General features: G+C 72.8%; 14 protein-coding genes and 1 pseudogene. 7 read left to right on the forward strand and 8 right to left on the reverse strand.

From position 1 onward, the window contains the following. The first annotated feature begins 124 nt into the window (after positions 1-124). Entirely contained in the window at positions 125-817 is a 693-nt protein-coding gene (locus J8M50_RS37280) for a response regulator transcription factor (RefSeq protein WP_010351056.1), read from the forward strand. Between the two features lie 2 nt (positions 818-819). Here J8M50_RS37280 and J8M50_RS37285 read toward each other — a convergent pair whose 3' ends face one another. Beyond that, positions 820-2,724 (reverse strand): AMP-dependent synthetase/ligase, encoded by a 1,905-nt coding sequence (locus J8M50_RS37285; RefSeq protein WP_010351057.1) that lies wholly within the window; start codon positions 2,722-2,724, stop codon positions 820-822. A gap of 440 nt (positions 2,725-3,164) precedes the next feature. On the opposite strand from J8M50_RS37285, the gene rsgA reads away from it, so the two are divergent. Both rsgA and J8M50_RS37300 read left to right on the forward strand, forming a co-directional pair. Beyond that, the gene (gene rsgA / locus J8M50_RS37290; protein WP_010351058.1) at positions 3,165-4,271 is read left to right on the forward strand and encodes a ribosome small subunit-dependent GTPase A; all 1,107 of its coding nucleotides are present in this window, start codon (positions 3,165-3,167) and stop codon (positions 4,269-4,271) included. A gap of 1,021 nt (positions 4,272-5,292) precedes the next feature. Then, positions 5,293-5,772: a methylated-DNA--[protein]-cysteine S-methyltransferase gene (locus tag J8M50_RS37300; protein ID WP_010361143.1), complete on the forward strand. Its 480-nt coding sequence runs from the start codon at positions 5,293-5,295 to the stop codon at positions 5,770-5,772. A 478-nt stretch (positions 5,773-6,250) separates the two neighbouring features. On the opposite strand, the gene J8M50_RS37305 is transcribed toward J8M50_RS37300, so the two are convergent. Continuing rightward, positions 6,251-6,733: a DUF456 domain-containing protein gene (locus J8M50_RS37305; protein WP_029184763.1), complete on the reverse strand. Its 483-nt coding sequence runs from the start codon at positions 6,731-6,733 to the stop codon at positions 6,251-6,253. Between the two features lie 918 nt (positions 6,734-7,651). Between J8M50_RS37305 and J8M50_RS50450 the strand changes: the two genes are divergently transcribed. Continuing rightward, positions 7,652-11,134, forward strand: coding sequence for a protein phosphatase 2C domain-containing protein (locus J8M50_RS50450; protein ID WP_422397822.1), 3,483 nt, complete (start codon positions 7,652-7,654; stop codon positions 11,132-11,134). Positions 11,135-11,139: 5 nt separating this feature from the next. Here the strand turns inward: J8M50_RS50450 and J8M50_RS37315 are convergent, their stop codons facing one another. Then, positions 11,140-12,447 carry a hypothetical protein gene (locus tag J8M50_RS37315; protein WP_223786473.1) on the reverse strand — a complete coding sequence of 436 codons (1,308 nt, stop codon included), beginning with the start codon at positions 12,445-12,447 and terminating at the stop codon, positions 11,140-11,142. 225 nt (positions 12,448-12,672) lie between these two features. After that, positions 12,673-12,861 (reverse strand): annotated as a pseudogene (locus J8M50_RS49840) (helix-turn-helix domain-containing protein); the annotation flags it as partial. Positions 12,862-13,068: 207 nt separating this feature from the next. Between J8M50_RS49840 and J8M50_RS37325 the strand changes: the two are divergent. Further along, positions 13,069-13,689 (forward strand): hypothetical protein, encoded by a 621-nt coding sequence (locus tag J8M50_RS37325; RefSeq protein ID WP_010359335.1) that lies wholly within the window; start codon positions 13,069-13,071, stop codon positions 13,687-13,689. A gap of 706 nt (positions 13,690-14,395) precedes the next feature. Continuing rightward, the gene (locus J8M50_RS37330) at positions 14,396-14,866 is read left to right on the forward strand and encodes an ATP-binding protein (RefSeq protein ID WP_050987390.1); all 471 of its coding nucleotides are present in this window, start codon (positions 14,396-14,398) and stop codon (positions 14,864-14,866) included. A gap of 83 nt (positions 14,867-14,949) precedes the next feature. Here J8M50_RS37330 and J8M50_RS37335 read toward each other — a convergent pair whose 3' ends face one another. Further along, positions 14,950-16,011 (reverse strand): DUF2637 domain-containing protein, encoded by a 1,062-nt coding sequence (locus J8M50_RS37335; RefSeq protein ID WP_010359333.1) that lies wholly within the window; start codon positions 16,009-16,011, stop codon positions 14,950-14,952. A 317-nt stretch (positions 16,012-16,328) separates the two neighbouring features. Next, positions 16,329-17,174 carry a (2Fe-2S)-binding protein gene (locus J8M50_RS37340; protein WP_029184540.1) on the reverse strand — a complete coding sequence of 282 codons (846 nt, stop codon included), beginning with the start codon at positions 17,172-17,174 and terminating at the stop codon, positions 16,329-16,331. A gap of 157 nt (positions 17,175-17,331) precedes the next feature. Between J8M50_RS37340 and J8M50_RS37345 the strand changes: the two genes are divergently transcribed. Beyond that, positions 17,332-18,093 (forward strand): GntR family transcriptional regulator, encoded by a 762-nt coding sequence (locus J8M50_RS37345; protein WP_010359329.1) that lies wholly within the window; start codon positions 17,332-17,334, stop codon positions 18,091-18,093. Positions 18,094-18,219: 126 nt separating this feature from the next. Here J8M50_RS37345 and J8M50_RS37350 read toward each other — a convergent pair whose 3' ends face one another. Continuing rightward, complete coding sequence (locus tag J8M50_RS37350) at positions 18,220-18,993, reverse strand: hypothetical protein (protein WP_010359327.1); 774 nt, start codon at positions 18,991-18,993, stop codon at positions 18,220-18,222. Positions 18,994-19,191: 198 nt separating this feature from the next. Then, positions 19,192-20,988 carry a PucR family transcriptional regulator gene (locus J8M50_RS37355; protein ID WP_010359325.1) on the reverse strand — a complete coding sequence of 599 codons (1,797 nt, stop codon included), beginning with the start codon at positions 20,986-20,988 and terminating at the stop codon, positions 19,192-19,194. Between the last annotated feature and the right edge of the window lie 146 nt (positions 20,989-21,134).

Consider the following 21,134-nt stretch of genomic DNA (forward strand, 5'->3'; position numbering starts at 1 on the left):
GGCGTTCGTATGTGGCGGGCGATGCCAGGGGCAAGTTCAGTTACTCATCGGTATGTGCGACGATACTTTCCGTAGCGCTTGAGAGCTCAAGCAGCTCGATCTTCTGCGGATGAGGAAACAGGACATGACCATCCCTGTCTCCGCGCGCGTCCTCGTCGTCGACGCCGAGGACAGCGTCCGGAGCATGCTCACCATGGCGCTGGAGTTCGCCGGATTCCGGGTGAGCGTCGCCGCGACCGGCCGCCAGGCCCTGGAGCTGATCGCACGCGGGCTGCCCGACCTCGTCCTGCTCGACATCCGCCTCCCCGACATCGACGGCTTCCAGGTCTGCCGCATCCTGCGCGCCCGGGGCGTCACCGTCCCCGTCCTCTTCCTCGCCGGACGCGGCGGAGTCGACGACGTCGTACGCGGCCTCGACCTCGGCGGCGACGATTTCGTCACGAAACCCTTCGAACTGCGCGAAGTCGCCGCGCGGGTACGGGCGTTGCTGCGCCGCAGCGGCATCCGGGCGGCGGCCTCCGGGCCCAGTCACCTCAGCGCCGGGGAGGTCGAGATGGACCTCGACGCCCACCAAGTCCGCGTGTCGGGGCGGCCCCTGGAACTCACCGGCACCGAATTCGCCTTACTGCGGTGCCTGTTGGAGAACCCGGGGCGCGTGCTGACCCGGGAGCAGCTCCAGGACCGGGTGTGGCAGCGGCGGACGGAGTCGGGGAGCGTGGAGACGTATGTCTATTACCTGCGGCGGAAGTTGGGGGACCCCGGGCGTACGCTGATCAGGACGGTACGAGGGGTGGGGTACCGGCTCTGCGCGGACTGACCTCACCGGTACAGCCCCTCCACCTCCCCCGCGAAGTCCCCCAGCACCCGGTCCCGGCGCACGGTCCCCGTCGGCGTCAGGTGTCCCGACGTCTGTGTGAACTCCCCCGGCAGCACCGCGAATCGCCGGATGCCCGCGCCCGTCGCCGTGTTCGCCTCGTCCACCGCCTCCTGGAGCAGGGCCCGCAACTCGGGGTCGCCCAGCAGCAGTTCGTACGGCGTGGCGGTGCGTTTCGTGGTCCGGCGCCAGTGGGTGAGGCCCGGCGGGTCGAGGGTGAGCAGGACGGCGACGTACGGGCGGCCCTCGCCGACCAGGACGGCTCGCGAGATCAACGGGTGTGCGCGGAGCCGGTTTTCGACGGCCAGCGGCTCAACTCGCGCGCCGCTGATGGTCGTCAGCGTGTCGGCACGCCGCCCGGTGACGACCAGGTACCCCTCCTCGTCGAGCCGCCCCAGATCACCGGTCGGCAGCCAGCCGCCCGGCGCGGCGGGCAGCAGCTTGGTCGCGCCGGGGTCCCAACGGCCGTGCAGGACATGGCGACCGGAGAGGAGGATCTCCCCGTCGTCGGCGATCCGTACGGCCGTCCCCGGCAGCGGATGGCCGACCGTGCCGAGGCGGGGCCGCAGCGGCGGTGCGAGGGTCGCGATGCCGGTCGCCTCGGTCAGCCCGTACGTCTCGTACACGGGCACGCCCGCGCCCGTGTAGAACCCCGACAGCTGCCGCCGCATGGCCGACCCGCCGCACACCACGTGCCCCACCCGGCCGCCCAGCGAGGCGCGCAGCCGCCGGTACACGCTCTGGTCGTACACCGCGCGCGCCGCCCGCAGCGTCCGCCCCGGACCCTCGCCCCGGCCGAGCCGGTGGCGCTGCTCCGCCTCCGCGAAGCGGGACGCGATCCGCGCCGACCGGTCGAACGCGGTCAGCTTCCCCGACTCCTGCGCCCTGGCCCGCAGATGGTGGAAAATCTGCTCCAGCACCGAGGGCGTCGCGAACACCGCCGTCGGCCTGAACTCCTCGCACAGCGGGAGGAGTTCCTCCGGTACGGCGCTCGGCGCGTGGCCCGTCCGCACTCGGGCCCGGACGCAGGCCAGCGCCGCGACCCGGCCGAACGCGTGCGCCGACGGCGCGCACAGCAGGGCCGAGGTGTCCCGGCCCGCCACCGACGTGAACGCCGGGAACAGCAGCTCCACGACGTTGTCGACCTGCGCGAAGAAATTGCCGTGGGTCAGCGCGCACGCGGTGGGCCGGCCCGTCGTACCGGACGTGTACACGAGGGACGCGGGCGTGCCCGGGCCGAGCATGCCGCGCCGCACGCCGACCTCCGCGTCCGGTACGTCCGCGCCGAGTTCCGCGAGCCGCTCCAGGTGCCCCCGGTCGATCACCCACACATGCCTCAGCCCCACCGACTCCGGTGCCACCGCCGTGACTTGGGACACGCTCTCCGTCACCAGCGCCGCCGCGCCCGAGTGCCGCAGTACCCACTGGATACGGCGCGGCGAGAACGACGGGTGCACCGGCACGGTCACCAGACCCGCCGCCCACGCCGCGAAGTCCGTCAAGGTCCACTCGTACGAGGTACGCGCCAGCACCGCGATCCGGTCACCCGGCGAAAGTCCTTCCGCGATCAGGCCCTTGGCGAGGGCCGTCACCTCGCGCGCGAACTCCTCCGCCGACACGTCCAGCCAACGGCCGTCCCCCGTACGCCTGCTGAACACCACGTCCTGCGGGGCCCGTGTCGCGTTGTCGAACGGCAGGTCCGCGAGCGAGCCGTACCCCACCGCGGGCACCAGCGCGGGCACCGAGACCTCCCTGACCTCCCCGTCGTCGTACCGGACCAGCTCCGGCTCCACGACCGGCGGTTCGATCCCGTCGATCTGTGTGGACGCGAGCGGATAGAGCGAGGACACGGGCGGCTCCGGAGGGGGGAAGAGCAGTGGGGGGTGAACGGGCGGAGAGGACACGCCCGGGGCGGGGAGTGGATCGTACGGTCGCGGTGTGGTGAACTCGTGCGGTTACCCGGGGTATTGGAAGGGGAGGGGCGGCGCGACAGGGCGCCGACGGCAAACTCCGAGGCGATTTCGATGAGGTTCTGATGTGGCTCTGATCTGGCTCTGAGATATCGGGCGCGCGTGGGGAAAAACCAGTGGTGGACGTATTCCCCGGTTCTCTACGCTGTGCCGGTCTCGTACAGGACGTCGACGAAAGATCGGGAGGTGTGAGTCATGGCTGCTTTCCAGGCGGGTGTGTCCCGCGGCAACCAGGTGTTCTTGCTCCACTTCCGCGGTCGTCGGCTCACTGTCTAGCGCTCAACGAGCGTCGCCGGGGCCGCCCTTGTGAAGGGTTTCCCTTGAGTTTCTCTGTTTCTTCCGACGTTTCCTCGCATCCTCTCGCCGCCTTCGGGTGGGACCAGGGGTGGGAGGACGAATTCGCGTCCCACCGTTCAACGGGCGCTGTTCTCGGGCGTGTTGTGCGTGTCGACCGGGGGATGTGTGACGTCGTCACCGCCGAAGGTGTGGTGCGTGCCGACACCGAGTTCGTCGTGCCGCGCGATCCCATGAAGGTCGTGTGCACCGGGGACTGGGCCGTCGTCGATCCTGCGGGTGAAGACCCGCGCTACGTACGGACGTTGCTGCCTCGGCGGACCGCGTTCGTGCGGTCCACGTCCTCCAAGCGGTCCGAGGGGCAGGTCCTCGCCGCCAACGTCGACCATGTCGTGATCGCCGTTTCTCTTGCCGTCGAGCTCGATCTCGGGCGTGTGGAGCGGTACTTGGCGCTTGCCTGGGAGTCCGGGGCGCAGCCTGTCGTGGTTCTCAGCAAGGCTGATCTCGTGTCCGACCCTGTCGTTCTCGCGCACCTGGTGAAGGACGTCGAGAGTACGGCGCCCGGTGTGCCGGTGCTGACTGTCAGTGCGCTCGCGGGTGAGGGCTTGGGGGAGCTCAACGCGCTTATTGGGAGCGGGACTTGTGTCCTCCTCGGTGCCTCCGGTGCCGGGAAGTCCACCCTCGCGAACACCCTCGCCGGGGACGACATCATGGACGTCCAGGCCGCCCGCGACGTCGACGGCAAGGGGCGGCACACCACGACGACCCGCAACCTCCTCACGCTCCCCTCCGGGGGTGTCCTCATCGACACGCCTGGCCTGCGGGGTGTCGGTCTCTGGGACGCCGGGAGCGGGGTCGGGCAGGTGTTCTCCGAGATCGAGGCGCTCGCGGGGGAGTGCCGGTTCCAGGACTGCGCGCATGACGCCGAACCGGGGTGCGCGGTCATGGCGGCCGTGTCCGAGGGGGTGCTGCCTGTCCGCCGCCTCGACAGCTACCGCAAGCTGGTCCGGGAGAACCAGTGGATCGTCGCCAAGTCCGATGCGCGGCTGAGGGCGGAGATTCGGCGGGAGTGGAAGGCGAAGGGGGCGGAGGGGCGGGCTAAGAGGGCGGCTAAGCGGGGGCGGGAGGTGTGAGGGGGCGGGCGGGGTGATCGGGAGGGGGTGAGCGGGTCGGAGGGTCGGGAGGCTCGGCCCGGTGGCCCGGTGGCCCGGTGGCCCGGTGGCCGGGTGGCCGGGTGGCCGGGTGGCCGGGTGGCCGGGTGGCCGGGTGGCCGGGTGGCCGGGTGGCCGGGTGGTCCGGTGGTCCGGTGGTCCGGTGGGCAGCGGGCAGCGGGCAGCGGGCAGCGGGCAGCGGGTGGAGGGTCGGCCTGGCGGCCTGGCGGCCTGGCGGCCTGGCGGCCTGGCGGCCTGGCGGCCTGGCGGTTCGGTTGGGTTGGGTGGCCGGTCCGGTTAGGAGGGTGGTCAGCAGGGTTGGGCTGGCAGGGAGGGCTGGTTCGGTGGCGGGTCTGGGCGGTCGTCATGCGGCGAGGTCGGAGGGGGCGTGTGGTTGGCCGGGTGGGCAACGGATGGTGGGGCGGGCGGCGTGGCTGGGTGAGTGGCGAGTTGGTCCGGTGGCGTGGTTGGGAGCCGATGTGCTGCTCCGTCGCCCCGTCACGTCGTGACTCTGCCTCCCGGCCTCCCGGCCTCCCGGCCTCCCGGCCTCCCGGCCTCCCGGCCTCCCGGCCTCCCGGCCTCCCGGCCTCCCGGCCTCCCGGCCTCCCGGCCTCCCGGCCTCCCGGCCTCCCGGCCTCCCGGCCTCCCGGCCTCCCGGCCTCCCGGCCTCCCGGCGTCGCGACTCCGCGGGGTCAGCAGGGTCGGCGCGGTCGGCGGGGTGAGTGGTGTGTGGTCGGTCCGGTGGTGTGGCTGGAGGGCGATGTGCTGGTTCTGCTGCTCGTCGGCCCTGTCGCCGGGGCGGACCCCCGCCGGTGTGCCGGGTTTGCTGCTTTGTCGGGCCTCCTCGCTGCGATGCCGTCCGGCGGCATCCGAGTGCCTCACCGGTCCCGCCGTCCCGTCGAACCCCATGTCGGATTTCCGCCAGCCCTGGGTCGCCGTACCGCTCACACTGGACAGTACGAAGGCCCCGAGTGGGCCGTTCCGTCGGATATGAGGAAGCGCGATGCGTACGTACACCAGGATCTCCAGCCCCCTCGGGGAACTGCTCCTCGTCGCCGACGCCGATGGCGTTCTGACGTCCCTCTCGGTGCCGGGGCAGAAGGGTGGGCGTACTCCCGAGGCGGGGTGGCGTGAGGATCCGGGGCCCTTTCGTGCCGCTCGGGAGCAGCTCGATGCCTACTTCGCCGGGGAGCTGAAGGACTTCGATCTGCCGATGCGGGCCGAGGGGACGGAGTTCCGGGAGCGGGTGTGGGACGCGCTGGACGGCGTGGGGTACGGCACGACCACGACGTACGGGGAGATCGCGGCCGGGATCGGGGCGTCGCGTGCCGCCGTACGGGCCGTGGGTGGGGCGATCGGGGCGAATCCGTTGCTGATCCTGCGGCCGTGCCATCGGGTGATCGGGGCGGACGGGTCGCTGACGGGGTACGCCGGGGGGCTGGAGCGGAAGGTGAGCCTGCTTACGCTGGAGGGCAGCCTGTAGCGACGCCGGCAAGGGCTCGCCCCTGGCAATGGCTCCGGGCCGGGCCCTGCGATGGCCTCGTCACGGGCGGTGGCAACGCCACTGGTGCCGGTATGGACGTCGGTACCGGTAGTGGCCCCGGTGCTGGTGACGGCCTCCGGCATTGCGGCGGTCTTGCCACGGGCGGTGGCAACGGCAACCGGCATCGGTATGGATGTGGGTCCCGGATAGTGGCCCCGGTGCTGGCGACGGCTCCCGGCATTGCGGCGGCCTTGCCACTAAGCGGCGCTGGCGACGGCTCCCGGCACCGCACCGGCCCCGCCACGGACGGTGGCAACGGCAACGGGCCCCGCCAGGGAGGGCGGCAACGGCAACCGGCCCCGGCGTCAGTACTGGCAACAACCCCAGCCCCGCAACGGCATCCCACCGATCGCGGCAACGCCCCCGGCGTACATCACCAGCGCCCCCGGAACCCCCAGGACCACAGTGCCGCCACCCCTCACCCCCACAACACCGCCCCCACCCAAGCCCCGGCAATCAGCAAACACGTGAACAACTCCGTCAGCACACTCCCCCCACCCGCCCGCATCACCGTCCGCAACGCCGCCCTCGCCTCCCCATGCCGCCCCAGGCGAAGCCGCTCGCTGAGGTAGACGCCCCCGAGGAACCCCGGGATCGCGCCCAGCACAGGTACCAGGACGAACCCGAGAAGCGCACCCACCCCCGCGTACACAGCCATCCGTGGCGTCGCCCCCGACCCCCGCCACCGGCGCGGCGGCAGCGCCCAGCGGATCACCTGTGCGAGGAACAACGCGACCGTCGCCCCCACCAGCACCGCCCACGCGACCGGCCGCGGATCCTTCAGCGCCCACCACAGAACCCCGGCCCACACCAGCCACGACCCCGGTACGCCGGGCACCAGTACTCCGCACAGGCCGAGCAGGATGACCAGACCGACCAGCAGGAGTTCCCACACTCCCATCTGCCCAGGGTGCCGGAGGCGAGCGTGCGGCGCAGGTCAGGGAGCGTTCACAGCGGATTATCAGCAAGGCCCCGCACACTCTGACCGCCGGCCGCGAACGCGTACGGCTCCGTGACGCCGCCGGGTGATTCTCCCGTGGGGGGTGGGATCATCCGGCGGCCCACGCACCCGAACACCCGTCCGTATCCCCTCCCGACACGCCGCGCCTTCCGTTCCTCATGGCTCGCATTTTCCCGTTGCCCCGTTTTCTTGCGGCCCTCGCGGTGGACAATTAGGGGCATGAGCCAGCAGGGGGGAAGTCCCACGGGTCGCCAGGACGACTGGTGGGGCCAGCTGTACGACGACACCGCCGACACGGGCCCCACACCCACACCGGATTCCCTGGACGACCGCTTCGCCTCGGCGTCGGACGCGGTGCGGACGGGGGAGTGGTGGGAGACGCCGGACCCACGAGGTCCCGTACCGCACCCTCGGACCGCGACGAGCGCGCACGAGGAGCCGACGGAGGCTCAGGCCACCGGGGACGATCCGTACGACACGGCCGGCAAGCCGCCGGAAGCCGCCGCGAAGCAGTGGGAACCGGCGGGGGAGTGGGAACCGACAGGGCTGTGGGAGCCGGCGGGGGAGTGGGAGCCGGAGGGAGTGCGGCGCCCGGGGCAGCAGGAGCGCCCGGGGACAGGGCAGGAGCTGGGGACGCCGGATGAGGCGGGGGTGTCCTGGGGACCGAGTGCGTCGGAAGGTTTGAGGGAGTCGGAGGGCGGGCGGCGGTCGGGAACGTCGCAGGAGCCGGGGACGCCGGAAGGGGCGGGGGCGTCCGGGGTGCCGAGGGCGTCGGGAGATTCGGGGCGGCTGGAGGGGGTACGGCGACCGGGGTCGTCGGAGCGGCAGGGGGAGCCTGAGCCGCAGGAGCGCCCGGGGATGCGGCAGGAGTCGGGGACGCCGGATGAGGCGGGGGTGTCGTGGGTGCTGGGGGCGTCGGGAGATTCGGGGCAGTTGGAGGGGGTACGGCGACCGGGGTCGTCGGAGCGGCAGGGGGAGCCTGAGCCGCAGGAGCGCCTGGGGACGCGGCAGGAGTCGGGGACGCCGGATGAGGCGGGGGTGTCCTGGGGACCGAGTGCGTCGGAAGGTTTGGGGGAGTCGGAGGGCGGGCGGCGGTCGGGAACGTCGGACCGGTCGGGAACGTCGCCGAGGCCGGGGACGCCGGGCGAGGCGGGGGCGTCGTGGGGACCGAGGGCGTCGGAAGACTCGGGGCGGCTGGAGGGAGTACGGCGGTCGGGGGCGCCAGATCGACCAGGGGTGTCGTCGGGGTCGAAGGCGCCGGAGGAGTCGAGGGAGCCAGGAGCGCAGGAGCGACCCGGAGCGTTGGAGGAGCCTGGGACGGCGGGGCAACCGAAGGCGTTGAGGGAACCGAGCGCGCCGGGCGAGCGGGGGGCACCCGATCGGCCCGGGAGTGTCCAGGAACCGTGGGTGCCGGATGAGTCGAGGGAGCCAGGAGCGCAGGAGCGACCCGGGGCGTTGGAGGAGCCTGGGACGCCGGGGCGACCGAAGACGTTGAGGGAACCGAGCGCGCCGGGCGAGCGGGGGGCACCCGATCGGCCCGGGAGCGTCCAGGAACCGTGGGCGCCGGATGAGTCGAGGGAGCCGGGTACGCCGGAGGATCCGGGAGCCACGGTCCAGCTGACCCCTCCCCGTCCCAGCTCACCACAGCCGCCCCCACCCTGGCCGGCTTCGGCCCCGTTCGTGTCGCCACCAGCGGCTCCACCCCGGCCGGGTTCGTCTCCGTCGGCTTCGGTCCCGTTCACGTCGTCACCAGCGGCTCCACCCCGGCCGGGTTCGTCTCCGTCGGCTTCGGTCCCGTTCACGTCGTCACCAGCGGCTCCACCCCGGCCAGCTTCGTCTCCGCCGGTTTCGGCCCCGTTCACGTCGCCACCAGCGGTCCCACCCCGGCCAACCTCGTCTCCGTCCGTTTCGGCCCCGTTCGGGTCGCCACCAGTGGCCCCACCGCAGCCAACCTCGTCTCCGTCCGCTTCAGCCCAGCCCGCACCACCTTCGGCCATCCCTCTGCGCCCAACTTCGCGTCACCCTGACTCAGCCCAGCCCTCGTCGCCCCCGCCCGGCTCACCGCAGCCGACCTCACCCCAGCCCCCGTCCCTCCGCCCCTCGCCGCCCGGGCCCACCTCGTACCGAGCCCCCTGGGAGCCGCCGCCCACGACTCCGGCCGGGCCGGTGAACTTCCCGCCGGTCCCCCTGCCACCGGGCTTCGCCGAACGCCCGGAACCGACCGCGCCTGAACCCCCGTACGCCTCCCCGATCCCGGAGGCATCCTCGGGCCCGCACGCCCCCTCGGCCTCGGGCGCCCCGTCGACCCCGCGTGTTCCCGCGACTCCGGGTCTCCCTTCAGCCCCGGATCTCTCCTCAGCCCCGGGCGTTCCCTCACCCCTGGGCGCCCCGTCAGCCTCGGGCGTCCCCTCGGACCAGGGTGCCGCCTCGCCCCCGAACGTCCCCCCAGCCCCGGATGCCTCGTCGGCCCCGGATCTCCCCTCGCCCTTGCACGCCCCCTCGGCTCCCGAGACGCCAGTGCTCCCGAAGGCCGTTTCGGCTCCGGTCTCCGCTCCGCCGCCGGGGTTTCCTCCAGCTCCGTATGTTCCTTCGGCTCCTGAGCCCTCCGCACCCCGGGACGCTGTTTCGGCTCCGGTCTCTGCCCCGCCGTCGGGACTCCCCTCAGCTCCGTACGTCCCTTCGGCTTCCGAGCCCTCCGCCCCCCAGGACGTCGCCTCTGCTCCGGTCCCCGCCCCGCCGTCGGGACTCCCCTCAGCCCCGTACGTTCCTTCGGCTTCCGAGCCCCCCGCACACCGGGACGTCGTTTCGGCTCCGGCCTCAGTCCCGCCGTCGGGACTCCCCTCAGCCCCGTACGTTCCTCCGGCCCCCGAGCCCCCCGCCCCCCAGGCCGCCGCCTCCGCTCCGGCCTCAGTCCCGCCGCCGGGACTCCCCTCAGCCCCGCACGTCCCTCCGGCCCCCGAGCCCCCCGCCCCCCAGGCCGCCGCCTCCGTTCCGGCCCCCGCCCCGCCGCCAGGACTCCCCCCAGCCCCGCACATCCCTCCGGCCCCCGAGCCCCCCACCCCCCAAGACGCCACCTCCACTCCCGCCTCACCCCCCGAAACACCCCCACCCCCAACCACCCCCCTCACCCGCAAAACCCTCGACGAACCCCGCCCCCACCTCAAGCCCTACCTCGGCTCAGGCCCGCCCACCTACGACGCCGACCCCACCGCCCTCCCCCTCGCCGACCCCGACGCCCTGGACGACCTCGTCGCGGACACCGTTCTGGACGGGGCCCGGTACGGGGCCAGCACCCTGCGGGCCGTAAGCCTGCGCGGCGACTCCGCGCGGTACCGGGGTGAACCCCGGCGGGACGCCCTGCTCACCGCCCGTTTCGGGTACGGCGAGAACGCGCTGGTCCTCGTCGCGATGGCGACCGGCGCGAGGGCGACGGTCGGGGCGCACCGGGCTGCCGCCGAGGTGTGCCGGTGGATCGGGCGGGCCGTGGGGCGCAGCCATGTGCGGCTCGCGGAGGACATCAGGGCGGGCCGACGGGGCGACCTGAAGTCGGGACTGCACCGCCTCACCGACCGCAGTCTCGGACGGCTACGGGCCGGCGCCGCCGAGCAGGGGCTCACCCCCGAGGAGTACACGGCCACCCTGAGGTGCCTGCTCCTGTCCGCAGACCCCGAATGCCGGACCCGCGTGTTCTTCGGCGTGGGCGAGGGCGGCCTGTTCCGCCTGCGCGACGGCGAGTGGCAGGACATCGAACCGGCGCCCGGGGAACCGGCGGGGGAACCAGGCCCCGCCGCGAGGCTCCGGGGAACTCCCCGAAAACCGCTCCCGCACACCCGGGACGCGACGATGCCGGACGCCCCGGCTGATCCGTACGCGGCGAACCCGGGAGACGCGTACGCCGCAGGGCCACGCCCCCTGAACTCACCCGGCCCGAACCCACCAGGCCCGACCACCCCGTACGGAACCGGCACACCCCGGCAGAACTCACCCGGCCCGTACAACACGCCGACACCCCCCTCCCCCCACGACGACCACCCCACCCCCGACCTCGGCTCCCCCGCAGACCCTCGCCACCCCTCAAGCCTCCCCACCCCCTACGACCACCTCCCACCCCCCGACCCCTTCCTCTTCCGCACCTCCGTAGCCCAACCCGGCGACACCCTCCTCATGTGCACAGCCGGCCTCGCCGACCCCCTCCGCGGTGAGCTGGAGCTCGCCGGGCACCTCACCGCCCGCTGGGCCGGCGCCCCCGTCCCCGGTCTCGCGGAGTTCCTCGCGGACATCCAGATCAGGGTGAAGGGGTACGCGGACGACAGGACAGCCGCAGCGGTCTGGGAGGCGTGACGCACTCACTCGATGTACGGACGCCAGTTCCGGTTCTGCGTGTCGTACACGTACCGAGGCAGCCCCGTGATCGCCGTCGTACGGAAGGGACGGCCGCCGTCGTCGACACGCACCGTGCCGGCACGGCCCTGCGACGACCAGTCCAGCTCCAGGTACCAGGAACAGTCGCAGCCCGCCGTACGCGCCGTCACCAGCAGAATCTCCGGGTCCTTCGCGGAGACGCGGTACGGGAAGCTGACCGCGGGGAGTTCGGTGCCCGCGTCGTTGCCGGGCATCGAGTGGGCGATCGGACGGTCCTTGTCGAGGTCGACGGCGAACTCGCGGGGCGTGAGGGAGCCGCCGCAGCCCTGGTCCATGGCGTACGCGTTCCCGGCGGCGGGCGTACCCCGGCCCACGACGCGCACGCGCAGGGCTTCCAGGACGACGGCCGTGTCCGAGCGGCCCTGCACGGAGATCCGGACCATCGTCTCCTTGCCGTGCAGCCCGCCCTCGGCGGTCGCCCAGGCGCGCGCGTCCTGTGACATCGGGGGCGGAGGGACCTGGGCGGGCGGCTGGTCGATGACGTAGTAGTGCCCGCAGCCCTGGTTCCAGACGTGCGAGTCGACGGTCCAGGCGAGGGGCGTACCGGCGAACGGCGTCTTGCTGGGCGCCCCGGAACCGGACGGCGACGCGGACACCCCGGCCCCGGCCTCGGCGGAAGGCCCGCCCCCCTTCACCGAGGGCGACACCGACGGCGACGGCGATCCGCTCCCGCTCGGACGGGGCGTCACCTTCCCCGGCCGCGAACTGAGCGACGGCACATCGTCCCCGGCCTGCGCGGTCGCCCCGGGAACCTCGTGCCGCCGCCCGTCGGGCAGCGCCGACAAGGTCCCGACGGTCGCCGCGACGACACAGGCGACGGCGCCGAACACGGCAGCACGCCGCCGGTACCAGGGCCGGGGACGGGGCGGGGGCGAGTCCTGTACGACGGCGTCGACACCGTCTCCGGCACCGCCCCCGGCGTCGGACCGAACGCCCGCCCCCGCGACGGTCTCCGCCCCGGCACCGGGTGACACACCCGCCTCTGAACTCGCTTCGCCCGCCTCGGACTTCACGCCGGATACGACGACCCCGGCCCCTGAACCCGCCGCAGCCGACACCTCCTCCGCACCCTCCGCCCGACCGACCCCCGCCTCGCTATCGGCCGCCGCTCCTGAGCCCGCCTCAGCTGGCACCTCGCCCGCACCCGCCCCGAGGCCCGCGCCCGCACCCTCCGCCCGGTTGGCCTCCGCCTCGCTATCGGCCGCCGCTCCTGAGCCCGCCTCAGCTGGCACCTCGCCCGCACCCGCCCCGAGGCCCGCGCCCGCACCCTCCGCCCGGCCGGCCCCCGCCTCGCCAACGCCCCCCGCCCCCGAACCGCCCCCGGCGTCCCCCTCCCCCTTCCGCCCCCGCTCCTGCCGCCCCTGCCTCTCCTCCACCGCCAATAACCACAACCGATGCAGCTCAAGCCGCTCCGCCGAACTCGCCCCGCAGAACCCCGCAAGCCGCTCGACCGGCGCGAAGTCCTGCGGCACCGCCTCCCCCGCGCAGTACCGGTGCAACGTGGACGTGTTCATCCCCAGCCGCCGCGCAAGCGACCCGTAGCTGCGGTCCGTGCGGGACTTCAGCTCCCGCAGGCGCTCCGCGAAGTCCGCCGCATGCCGGCCACTCGTCACCGTACCCCCGTGGTGTCGGGCCTGGGACGGCATCCCAGGCACTCGTATATCTGCACGTCAGCAGGGGTGGGATGGTTCCATCCCCGGCGGACGGGCGCTGCCGCTTGCGGTGCTCCCCCGTGGCCCCTGATGCTCATGGTGTCGCACCGAACGGCCCGGTCGGAACCCGACCTGCTGCGCCGACGGTACGCCGGGGTGCGACCCCTTTACATCCACGTACACCTTCACGGGGGACCACCCATGCGTACTCGCCTGCACGCGGTCGTACTCACCGCACTCTCCGCCGTCTGCCTGACGGTCGTCACCGCGACCGCCGTACCCGCCGCCACGAACCCGGCCCCGCCGGGCTTCCTCGCGGCCGGCGACCTGCCGCCGTACCTCTCCTCCGCGTGGACGGCGGGACCGGTCACCGCGGGTGTGCCGGAGGAGGTCGAGACGGACACATGTCTCAGCATGGCGCTGGGCAGCGGCACCGGAACCTGGTATCGCACCTTCCGCACCGATCTCGACGCGGGCGCCCGGCAGGTGAGCGTGGTCCTGCCCAACGAGGCGCAGGCGAAGGGCCGTTACGAGCGGATCGCGAAGGACATCCGCTCCTGCGCGACCCGCATCGAGCAGAAGTACCCGGACGTCCGGGCCGAGTTCAAGGACTACGGCGCCGTCAAGGTCGAGGAGGGCGCGCACGTCTTCGGCCTGCACACGGCCGCCGAGTGGGGCGCCGTGGACGTACGGCTGCTGGGCGTCGGCAGGGACGGGCGGACCGTCACCGTCGTCGACTGGGGGCAGATGGGGACGTTCAAGGACGCGCCGGTGAAGGCGTTCAAGAAGACCACGGTCACAGCGGTGAACAAGCTCCGCTGACCGTCAGGGACGGGGCCGCCCTCACGCATGGGGGACGAGAGGGCGGCCCCCGCACGACTGGATCTGGAGTGCCGATCCCCCCTCTGCGCCACCCCCTACGCCGGGCCCGGACCCCTCCGTGGCCCGCTCTCGGCGTTTTGCCCGGGTCGTGCCTCGCGTTCACCCGCCGCTTACCCGCCCGTGACCAGCACCGGGCCCTCGTCCGCACCACCCCGCCTGCCGGATCCGCGTCGGTTTCCGGCCAAGTTCACGTGCACGGCGCGGGGTTGCCGCGCGCTTTCCGAACTGTCACCCGCCGGAAGGCTCTGGCCCGGGCTCCGGTCCGGCTACGACGGGTTCGGGAGCCGGGGCTCGACGCGGGGACCGACTCGTACGCCGGGGGCGCGTAGACCGGGCGGCGCACGAGGGGCGCCACGGGGTGTCCGAGCCGCGCGAAGCACGTGGCACCACCCTTCGCGCTCGTGTACACGGCCTCGGGGGACCCGGTGTCCCCGCGGTCACCTCACGGCGGGCCACCGGCATATGCCCGGGGCCTTTGTCGGCAGGTCAGAGCGGACGCGGTCGACGTGACACCCCGTGCCGACAACATGGCCGAACACCCGGGCGTCGGCGACGGTCCATGACTGCCGCCCGTCTCACGGGGCATGGATCCCCGTGAACGTGTTCGACAGGAAGGAAACCGGACATCGGCGCGCGGGTGGGGGTCATGAAAAGGCAAGCACGAGGGAGCGGTCCCACGGTGATCGGGGCCTCCTCGGCGACACGGACGGACGAGGGCTTCACCGACACGGGGCAGCCGCAGCTGAGACGGCGGCTGGAGCGCGCGGACCTGGGCGCGGTGCCCGACGCCCGGCACGCGCTCCGCGAACTGCTGCACACCTGGGGAAAACCGGGCCGCTCCGACATAGCGGAGCTGCTCACCAGCGAACTGGTCACCAACGCACTGCTCCACACCGACGACGACGCGGTCCTGACGGCGACCGTCGGACCCGAAGGACTCCACGTGGAGGTACGGGACTTCGTGGACCGGCTGCCCGAGCCGGAGGCGCCGCACGCCGACGACGGCACCCACGGCCGGGGCCTGCTGCTGGTCCAGGCGCTCGCGGACGCCTGGGGGGTCAGGCCGCACGGCATCGGCAAGGCGGTCTGGTTCGAACTCGACGCGGACGCCGCGTAGTTCACGTACAGAGACGACAACGGGGCGGGGGCGCGGCCCTGTTCAGGTCGCGCCCCCGCCCCGAGGAATTTCTTACGGCGTCATCAGCCGAACTGCTGCTCCAGATCCTTGAGTTTGCGCTCCAGCGAGTCCAGTCGCGGTAGCGCCATCGTGTCGTCCTCCGCGGTCAGGTCAACCTTGGACGAGGAGGACGAGGAGGCGGACGCCTCCGAACCGTGCCGGACCGGGGAGAGCGAGGGACGCTGGCGGACGGGAAGCTCCGCGGCGGCGGCCGGGGCAGGCTCCGAAGAGGCCGCGACCCGCTCCAGGGCGACCTCGGCGGGCGCGTCCATCGGACGGCCGCCGCGCCCCGGGAAGCCCCGGTGACCCCGGCTTATCGCCTTCAACTGGGCCTTCTCCACCCGCTGCTGCTCACGCCGCAGACGCTTGGTGTCCTCCTTGCGCGCCTTGTCGTCGCGCACCTCGTCGACCGCCTCGTCCAGGCTGCGGACGTTCTCCAGGAGCATCAGCGACCACGCCTTGTACGTCTCGCGCGGAGCCCTTATCCAGCGCACCACGCGGATCTGCGGCAGCGGACGCGGCACCAGACCCTGCTCGCGCAGCGCGGCCCGACGGGTCTGCTTCAGCGCCCGGTCGAACAGAACGGCGGCCGAGAGGGACATACCGGAGAAGAACTGCGGGGCGCCGTCGTGGCCCATACCCCGGGGCGCGTGCACCCAGTTGAACCAGGCCGCGGCACCCGCGAACATCCACACCAGTATCCGGGAGCCGAGCGCCGCGTCACCGTGGCTCGCCTCGCGCACGGCGAGGACCGAGCAGAACATGGCCGCGCCGTCGAGGCCGAACGGGACGAGGTACTCCCACCCGTTGGAAAGGCCGAGGTTCTCCCGGCCGAAGCCGACGAGCCCCCGGTAGGAGAGCGCCGCGGCGACGCCGGCGCAGCAGAACAGCAGGACGTAGGAGGCCATGCCGTAAACGGTTTCCTTGCGCCTACGGCGCTCCTCGCTGCGCTCCCACGAGTCGTCCTTCGCGTGCTCCCCGCTGGACCGCTTGCTCCGCGCGAGCACCGCAATCGCCGCCAGCATGCCCAGGAGCAGTACGGCGCCCGGAAGCAGCCAATTCAGCGATATGTCGGTCAGTCTCATCTGGAGTCCCTTGCGTTGGGATAGGGCGTATCGCCCGCCATATTGGCCCAATCCCACCGGCCCTCAAGGGGGTTTCGGGGCAAGAGGCCGCCAAGGAGGTGCAAGGGGATGCCCACGGCGACGTTCTGCTCGAACTGCTGCTTGAGCGGCGGGAGTTGAGTTCGAATAAGACTACCCGTACGGATGGTTCCACGGAAAGTTCCCGCGGCTCGTGAGGAAATTGTGAATCCCCTGTTACCGTACGGCCGTCCCGTTCGGCGATGATCTTACGACAGCACCGGACGCGCCCCGCACCGAGGGGGGTGTCCGAAGGGGCGTCAACTCGCCGCGGTGGCCGTGAGCTTGGCGATCCGCTCGGCGTCGCAGGTGCGCGGGCAGGTCGCGCACAGGTCGTCCGGGTCGATCGTGTAGTACATGCAGCAGCTCGCCCGGTCCCTGGTCGGCAGCGACTGACCGTCAGGACCGGTGAGTTCACGGAACGCCGCCGTCCCGACGTACGGCCGCGTCGCCCCCGGCAGCAGCAACTCCAGCTCCCGGCGCGCCCGTTCCTTCTCCTCCTCGCCCAGCAGCGCGGCGACGTACCAGACGCCCTCGACGATCTCGTCCGTCACCGTCGCCCACAGCGCCCGGCCACGGCGGCGCATGCGCGGGCCGAAGCCGTCGAGCAGCGGCTCGTGGTGCTCGGCGACCGCCGCGCGCAGCTCCGCCCTCAGCGCCTCTTCGTCCGGGACGACCCGCGCGCCCGGGTGCGCCGCCGCCGGGTCGCCCGGCAGGCACGCGAACGACTGCGGCGTACGGACCGCGAGGCGCATCCCGTCCGTCCGGTCGTACGAGACATGCGTCACGGGGAAGCGCGGCACCCGGCGGTGCAGGAACCAGGGGATCGTGAACAGCAGGCACGCGGGCCACGAGTAGCGGTGCAGGCCGAAGCTCGCGATCACGTCCGGGCGGCCCTTCTTCCCGTAGTCCCGCAGGACCTGCGCGTCGTCCCGGGCGAGGTAGCGCTCCAGCTCGGCGTTTCCCTCGGCCAGGCCCGCCGCCGAGACCCAGCCTGGGTCGGTGGGGGCCGGTTCGCCGTCCCCGATGTGCCGCACCGTGACGCTCGGGCAGACCTCCGTCAGGCGGGCGTACGCGTCGTGCACGACGGGCGGGGGAGTGGGCATGACCGGGCCATCCATCCACGAGTTTCTGAAGGTTAGCCTAACCTTACCCAAGATGGTTGGGATTTGAACTGAGGGCCTCTGGGCCTAAGGTGCTTGACGGACGAGTAACAACCGGTCGTAATGGCCCCAAGTACCGACAAGCCCGGAGGAGACCCCCGTGACCCCTGCCACACCGGGCTCCTACGAGCCGTACGGGATCCCCGCCACGCGCTTAGAGGGCCACGCGGACGCCGGGTACGCCGGTGAGGCCGCCGTCGACCGCGTGCCCTTGCAGGGGGCCGCGCGGGGGGAACACACCCACAGCGAGCTGCCGATCCCCCGTCCCCGGGCGATCGTCCAACGCGCCTCGGTCCGAGGACAGATCCTCGACGCGCTGCGCTCCGCGCTGGGCACCGGTGAACTCCTCCCCGGCGAGGTCTACTCCGCCCCCGCCCTCGGCGACCGCTTCGGCGTCTCCGCGACGCCGGTCCGCGAGGCGATGCAGCAACTCGCCCTGGAGGGCGCCGTCGAGGTCGTTCCCAACCGCGGCTTCCGTGTAGTGGAGCGCGGCGCACGGGAGTTGGCGGAACTGGCGGAGATACGGGGCCTGATAGAGGCACCGGTGATACTCCGGCTGGCCCGGACGGTCCCGTGTGAACGCTGGGCGGAGTTGGGCCCGTTGGCGGAGGCGAGCGTGCGGGCGGCGAGGTCGGGATGCAGGGCGACGTACGCGGAGGCGGACAGGGCGTTCCACGGGGCACTGCTGGGCTTCTCGGGGAACGGCCAACTGGTGCGGATCGCTGAGGACTTGCACAGGAGGACGCAGCAGGGGGGTGGGGATCTGTCGGCGGATGCGGCGGATCATGTGCGGTTGGTGGAGGCGTTGGTGGGAGGGGACTTGGAGACGGTGAGGGTGTTGGTGGGGGAGCACTTCGGGTGATCTGCCGGGTGCGGGAGCGTCGTGGTTGCTCGCGCAGTTCCCCGCGCCCCTAAAAGGCACGGTGGCTGGACGTCCCTCAGGGGCGCGGGGAACTGCGCGACCAGCCCCCACCGGCCCGCAGCCGAACTACGACGCGTCTTTCACCACCCCCAACTGCCTTGCCAGCCACGTCGGAACGCCCCCGAGCAGCTGGAACAACCTCCTCGCCTCCTCCCTCAACCTCGACGCCTCCGGCTCAACCTCCGCATCCGCGAGCGACGCCAACGCCGGAGCCGTCCCCACCAAGTACCCCAACTCCTCCCGCAACCGCAGCGACTCGGCGAAACCGTGCCGCGCCTCGCCCAACTCCCCATCCCGCAAGGCCAGTCCCGCAAGATGCCGCCAAGTGAACGACAACAGCAACGAGTCCGACGCCTCGGCAGCAGCAGCGTGGGCCCGCCGATACGCAGCCCGCGCAGCCTGAGGCGAACTCGCAAGGTTCTCGGCAAGCAACCCCCGACGGAAGTCGAGCAAGGCCCTCTGCGCAACCCCCGGAGGGATCAGCGCGGCGGCCCGCCCGAGAGCCGCCCGCGCCTCATCGGTCCGGTCCCGCACCCCGTGCAAAGTGGACGCATACGCCAAGTACCCGCGTTCACAAGCGGCAGCGCCCCGCTCGGAGTCGGAGTGGGCGAGCGCCTCGGCCCCCCGCAACGCGTCCTCCGCATCGGCCCACCCCTGCTCCGTATACAGGCACCGTTCCACGAGCAGCGAAGCCCGTTGCAGGGAACCCGCCGCAGTGTCGGCCGGCAGCAACGCCACCGCATCGACCCAGCACGCGCGCGACCGCAGTCTCCACACCGCGGTCTGGAGGGGATCGTCACCAGGGGTCGTTCCGTAACCAGACATGGCGGTGTGCGCCACGTTGCCCTCCCCGAGCACGCCTTTGAGCTGTGAGTGGTGGCCGCATCTCAGCACGGATCGTGTCACGGGGCCAAGGGGGTGGGTGAAGGATTTCACAAAGTCGGGGGAAACCGGTCCGCCGGGGTTTCACCAGCGGACGGCCCCGGGTAGGCACTGCCAACTCACCGGACGCACAAGCAACTTGCCCCCACCAGACCCTCAACTCATCCTGAGCGCCAGGAAGAAGTCCAGCTTGTCCTCCAGCTTCGACAGGTCCCGCCCCGTCAACTGCTCGATGCGGCCGACGCGGTAGCGCAACGTGTTGACGTGCAGATGGAGCCGGGACGCGCACCGCGTCCAGGAGCCGTCGCAGTCGAGGAACGCCTCCAGCGTCGGGATCAGCTCGGCGCGGTGGCGTCGGTCGTACTCGCGCAGCGGGTCCAGCAGCCGCGCGGTGAACGCCCGCCGCACGTCGTCCGGCACGAACGGCAGGAGCAGGACGTGCGACGCCAGCTCCTGGTGCCCGGCCGCCGACACCGGCCCCGGCCGCGCCGCCGCGACCCTGCGCGCGTGCCGCGCCTCCTCCAGCGCCCCGCGCAGCCCCTCCGCCGAGTGCACGGCCGCGCTGACGCCCAGCGTGAGCCGCCCGTCCCCGTCGAGCCCGGCGGCGAGGGGCTCCCGTACGGCGTCCAGGAGCACGTCCGCGAGGACGCCCGCCTCGGAGCCGTCGTGCTCGGAGACGACCGACGGCAGCGGAACCAGCGCCACCGCCTCCTCGCCGGTGTGCGCGACGGCGATCCGCTCGGCGGGCTCGGCCCCCGTCACGAACCTCCCGCCGAGGATCTCCTCCAGCAGAGCCTGCGCGACCGCGCCACCGCCCGTGTCACCGTCGCCCCACTCGCCGCGCCCGGCGCCGGGCTCCCGCTCGCCCCGGACACCCCCGCCACCGCCGTCCGCCGCCCGGTCACCACGAACGGCGCCTGAACCACGTACCGAAGCCGAAGCCGAACCCGAAGCCGAGCCCGGCTCCGTCCACTCCACCCGCGCCACCACCACCTGCCAGTGCGGGGCCGCCGCCACCCCCGGCAGCAGGACCGGTGCCGCCACCCGCAGGCGGGCGGCGATCTCCGGGGGCGCGGCGCCCGTCTGGATCAGGTCCAGGAGTTCCTGGGCGAGCCGGCGGCGTACCGTGCGGGCCGCGTCGCGGCGGTCGCGTTCGACGGCTATCAGCTGGGTGACGCCGTGCAGGAGGTCCATGCGCTCGTCGGGCCACTCCCCGGCGTCCGCCTCGACGGCGAGGAGCCAGTCGGAGAGGGCGGTCTCGCGGATGTCCCGGGGGGTGCGCGCGCCGCCCCGGACGGGGAACAGGGAGTACGTCGCGCCGCCGGCCAGGACCCGCTGGGGGCCGCGCCTGCCGGTCCGCGCCGCCGCGAGGTGCTCGGCGGCCAGCCGCGTACGGATCTCGGCAGGCAGCGGCAGCCCCTTCGAACCGGCGACGAGCCGCCCCGTGGACGACAGGACCCACGCGCGCAGGTCCAGGTCGGAGCCGAGGAGGTCAAGGACGACGTCCGGGCCGCCGCCCGCCGGGCCCGACGTCATCATGCGGCGGTGCCGGTCCACGACCGCCGCCAGGTCCCCGGCGCGCTCGCCGGAGACCTGCCGGACGACGTGCTCGGTGACCGCCGCGAACGACACCGACTCGTCGACCCCGAACAGCGGCAGCCGGTGCTGCGCGCAGGCCACGACCAGGTCCTCCGGGACCTCCCCGAACTCGGCGGTCCCGGCCGCGAGCGCCGCGACCCCGGCCTGCACGAGGACCCGGACGAACGGCTCGGAGTCCGCCGCGTCCCGCCGCCACGCGAGCCCGGAGAGGACCAGCTCACCGCCCGCGAGGTAGCGGCTCGGGTCGCGCAGGTCGGTCGTCATCACCCCGCGGACCGTACGGTCCAGTTCGTCCCCGCCGCCGAGCAGCCTGAGGCCCAGCGCGTCGGTGTCCAGCAGTGCGCGCAGCCGCATGGTTCGTCGCCGCCGTTTCCGTGTCTCGAAATCTACGATGGAGGTCGGGAATCGCTTCCCGTGTTTCCCCGTGTTTCCGTGGGAAGACAGGGAGGTTTCTGAGGCCTTCTCTTCATATGAATCTACAAGATGACCTTCCCGACCAG

The organism is Streptomyces acidiscabies (assembly GCF_020010905.1).
GTDB lineage: Bacteria > Actinomycetota > Actinomycetes > Streptomycetales > Streptomycetaceae > Streptomyces > Streptomyces acidiscabies.

Coding starts and splice junctions, on each gene's coding strand:
- J8M50_RS37280 (WP_010351056.1), top strand. CDS start 125: ATGACCATCCCTGTCTCCGCGCGCGTCCTCGTCGTCGACGCCGAGGAC.
- J8M50_RS37300 (WP_010361143.1), top strand. CDS start 5,293: ATGCGTACGTACACCAGGATCTCCAGCCCCCTCGGGGAACTGCTCCTC.
- J8M50_RS37305 (WP_029184763.1), bottom strand. CDS start 6,733: ATGGGAGTGTGGGAACTCCTGCTGGTCGGTCTGGTCATCCTGCTCGGC.
- J8M50_RS50450 (WP_422397822.1), top strand. CDS start 7,652: ATGCGGCAGGAGTCGGGGACGCCGGATGAGGCGGGGGTGTCGTGGGTG.
- J8M50_RS37325 (WP_010359335.1), top strand. CDS start 13,069: ATGCGTACTCGCCTGCACGCGGTCGTACTCACCGCACTCTCCGCCGTC.
- J8M50_RS37330 (WP_050987390.1), top strand. CDS start 14,396: ATGAAAAGGCAAGCACGAGGGAGCGGTCCCACGGTGATCGGGGCCTCC.
- J8M50_RS37335 (WP_010359333.1), bottom strand. CDS start 16,011: ATGAGACTGACCGACATATCGCTGAATTGGCTGCTTCCGGGCGCCGTA.
- J8M50_RS37340 (WP_029184540.1), bottom strand. CDS start 17,174: ATGCCCACTCCCCCGCCCGTCGTGCACGACGCGTACGCCCGCCTGACG.
- J8M50_RS37355 (WP_010359325.1), bottom strand. CDS start 20,988: ATGCGGCTGCGCGCACTGCTGGACACCGACGCGCTGGGCCTCAGGCTG.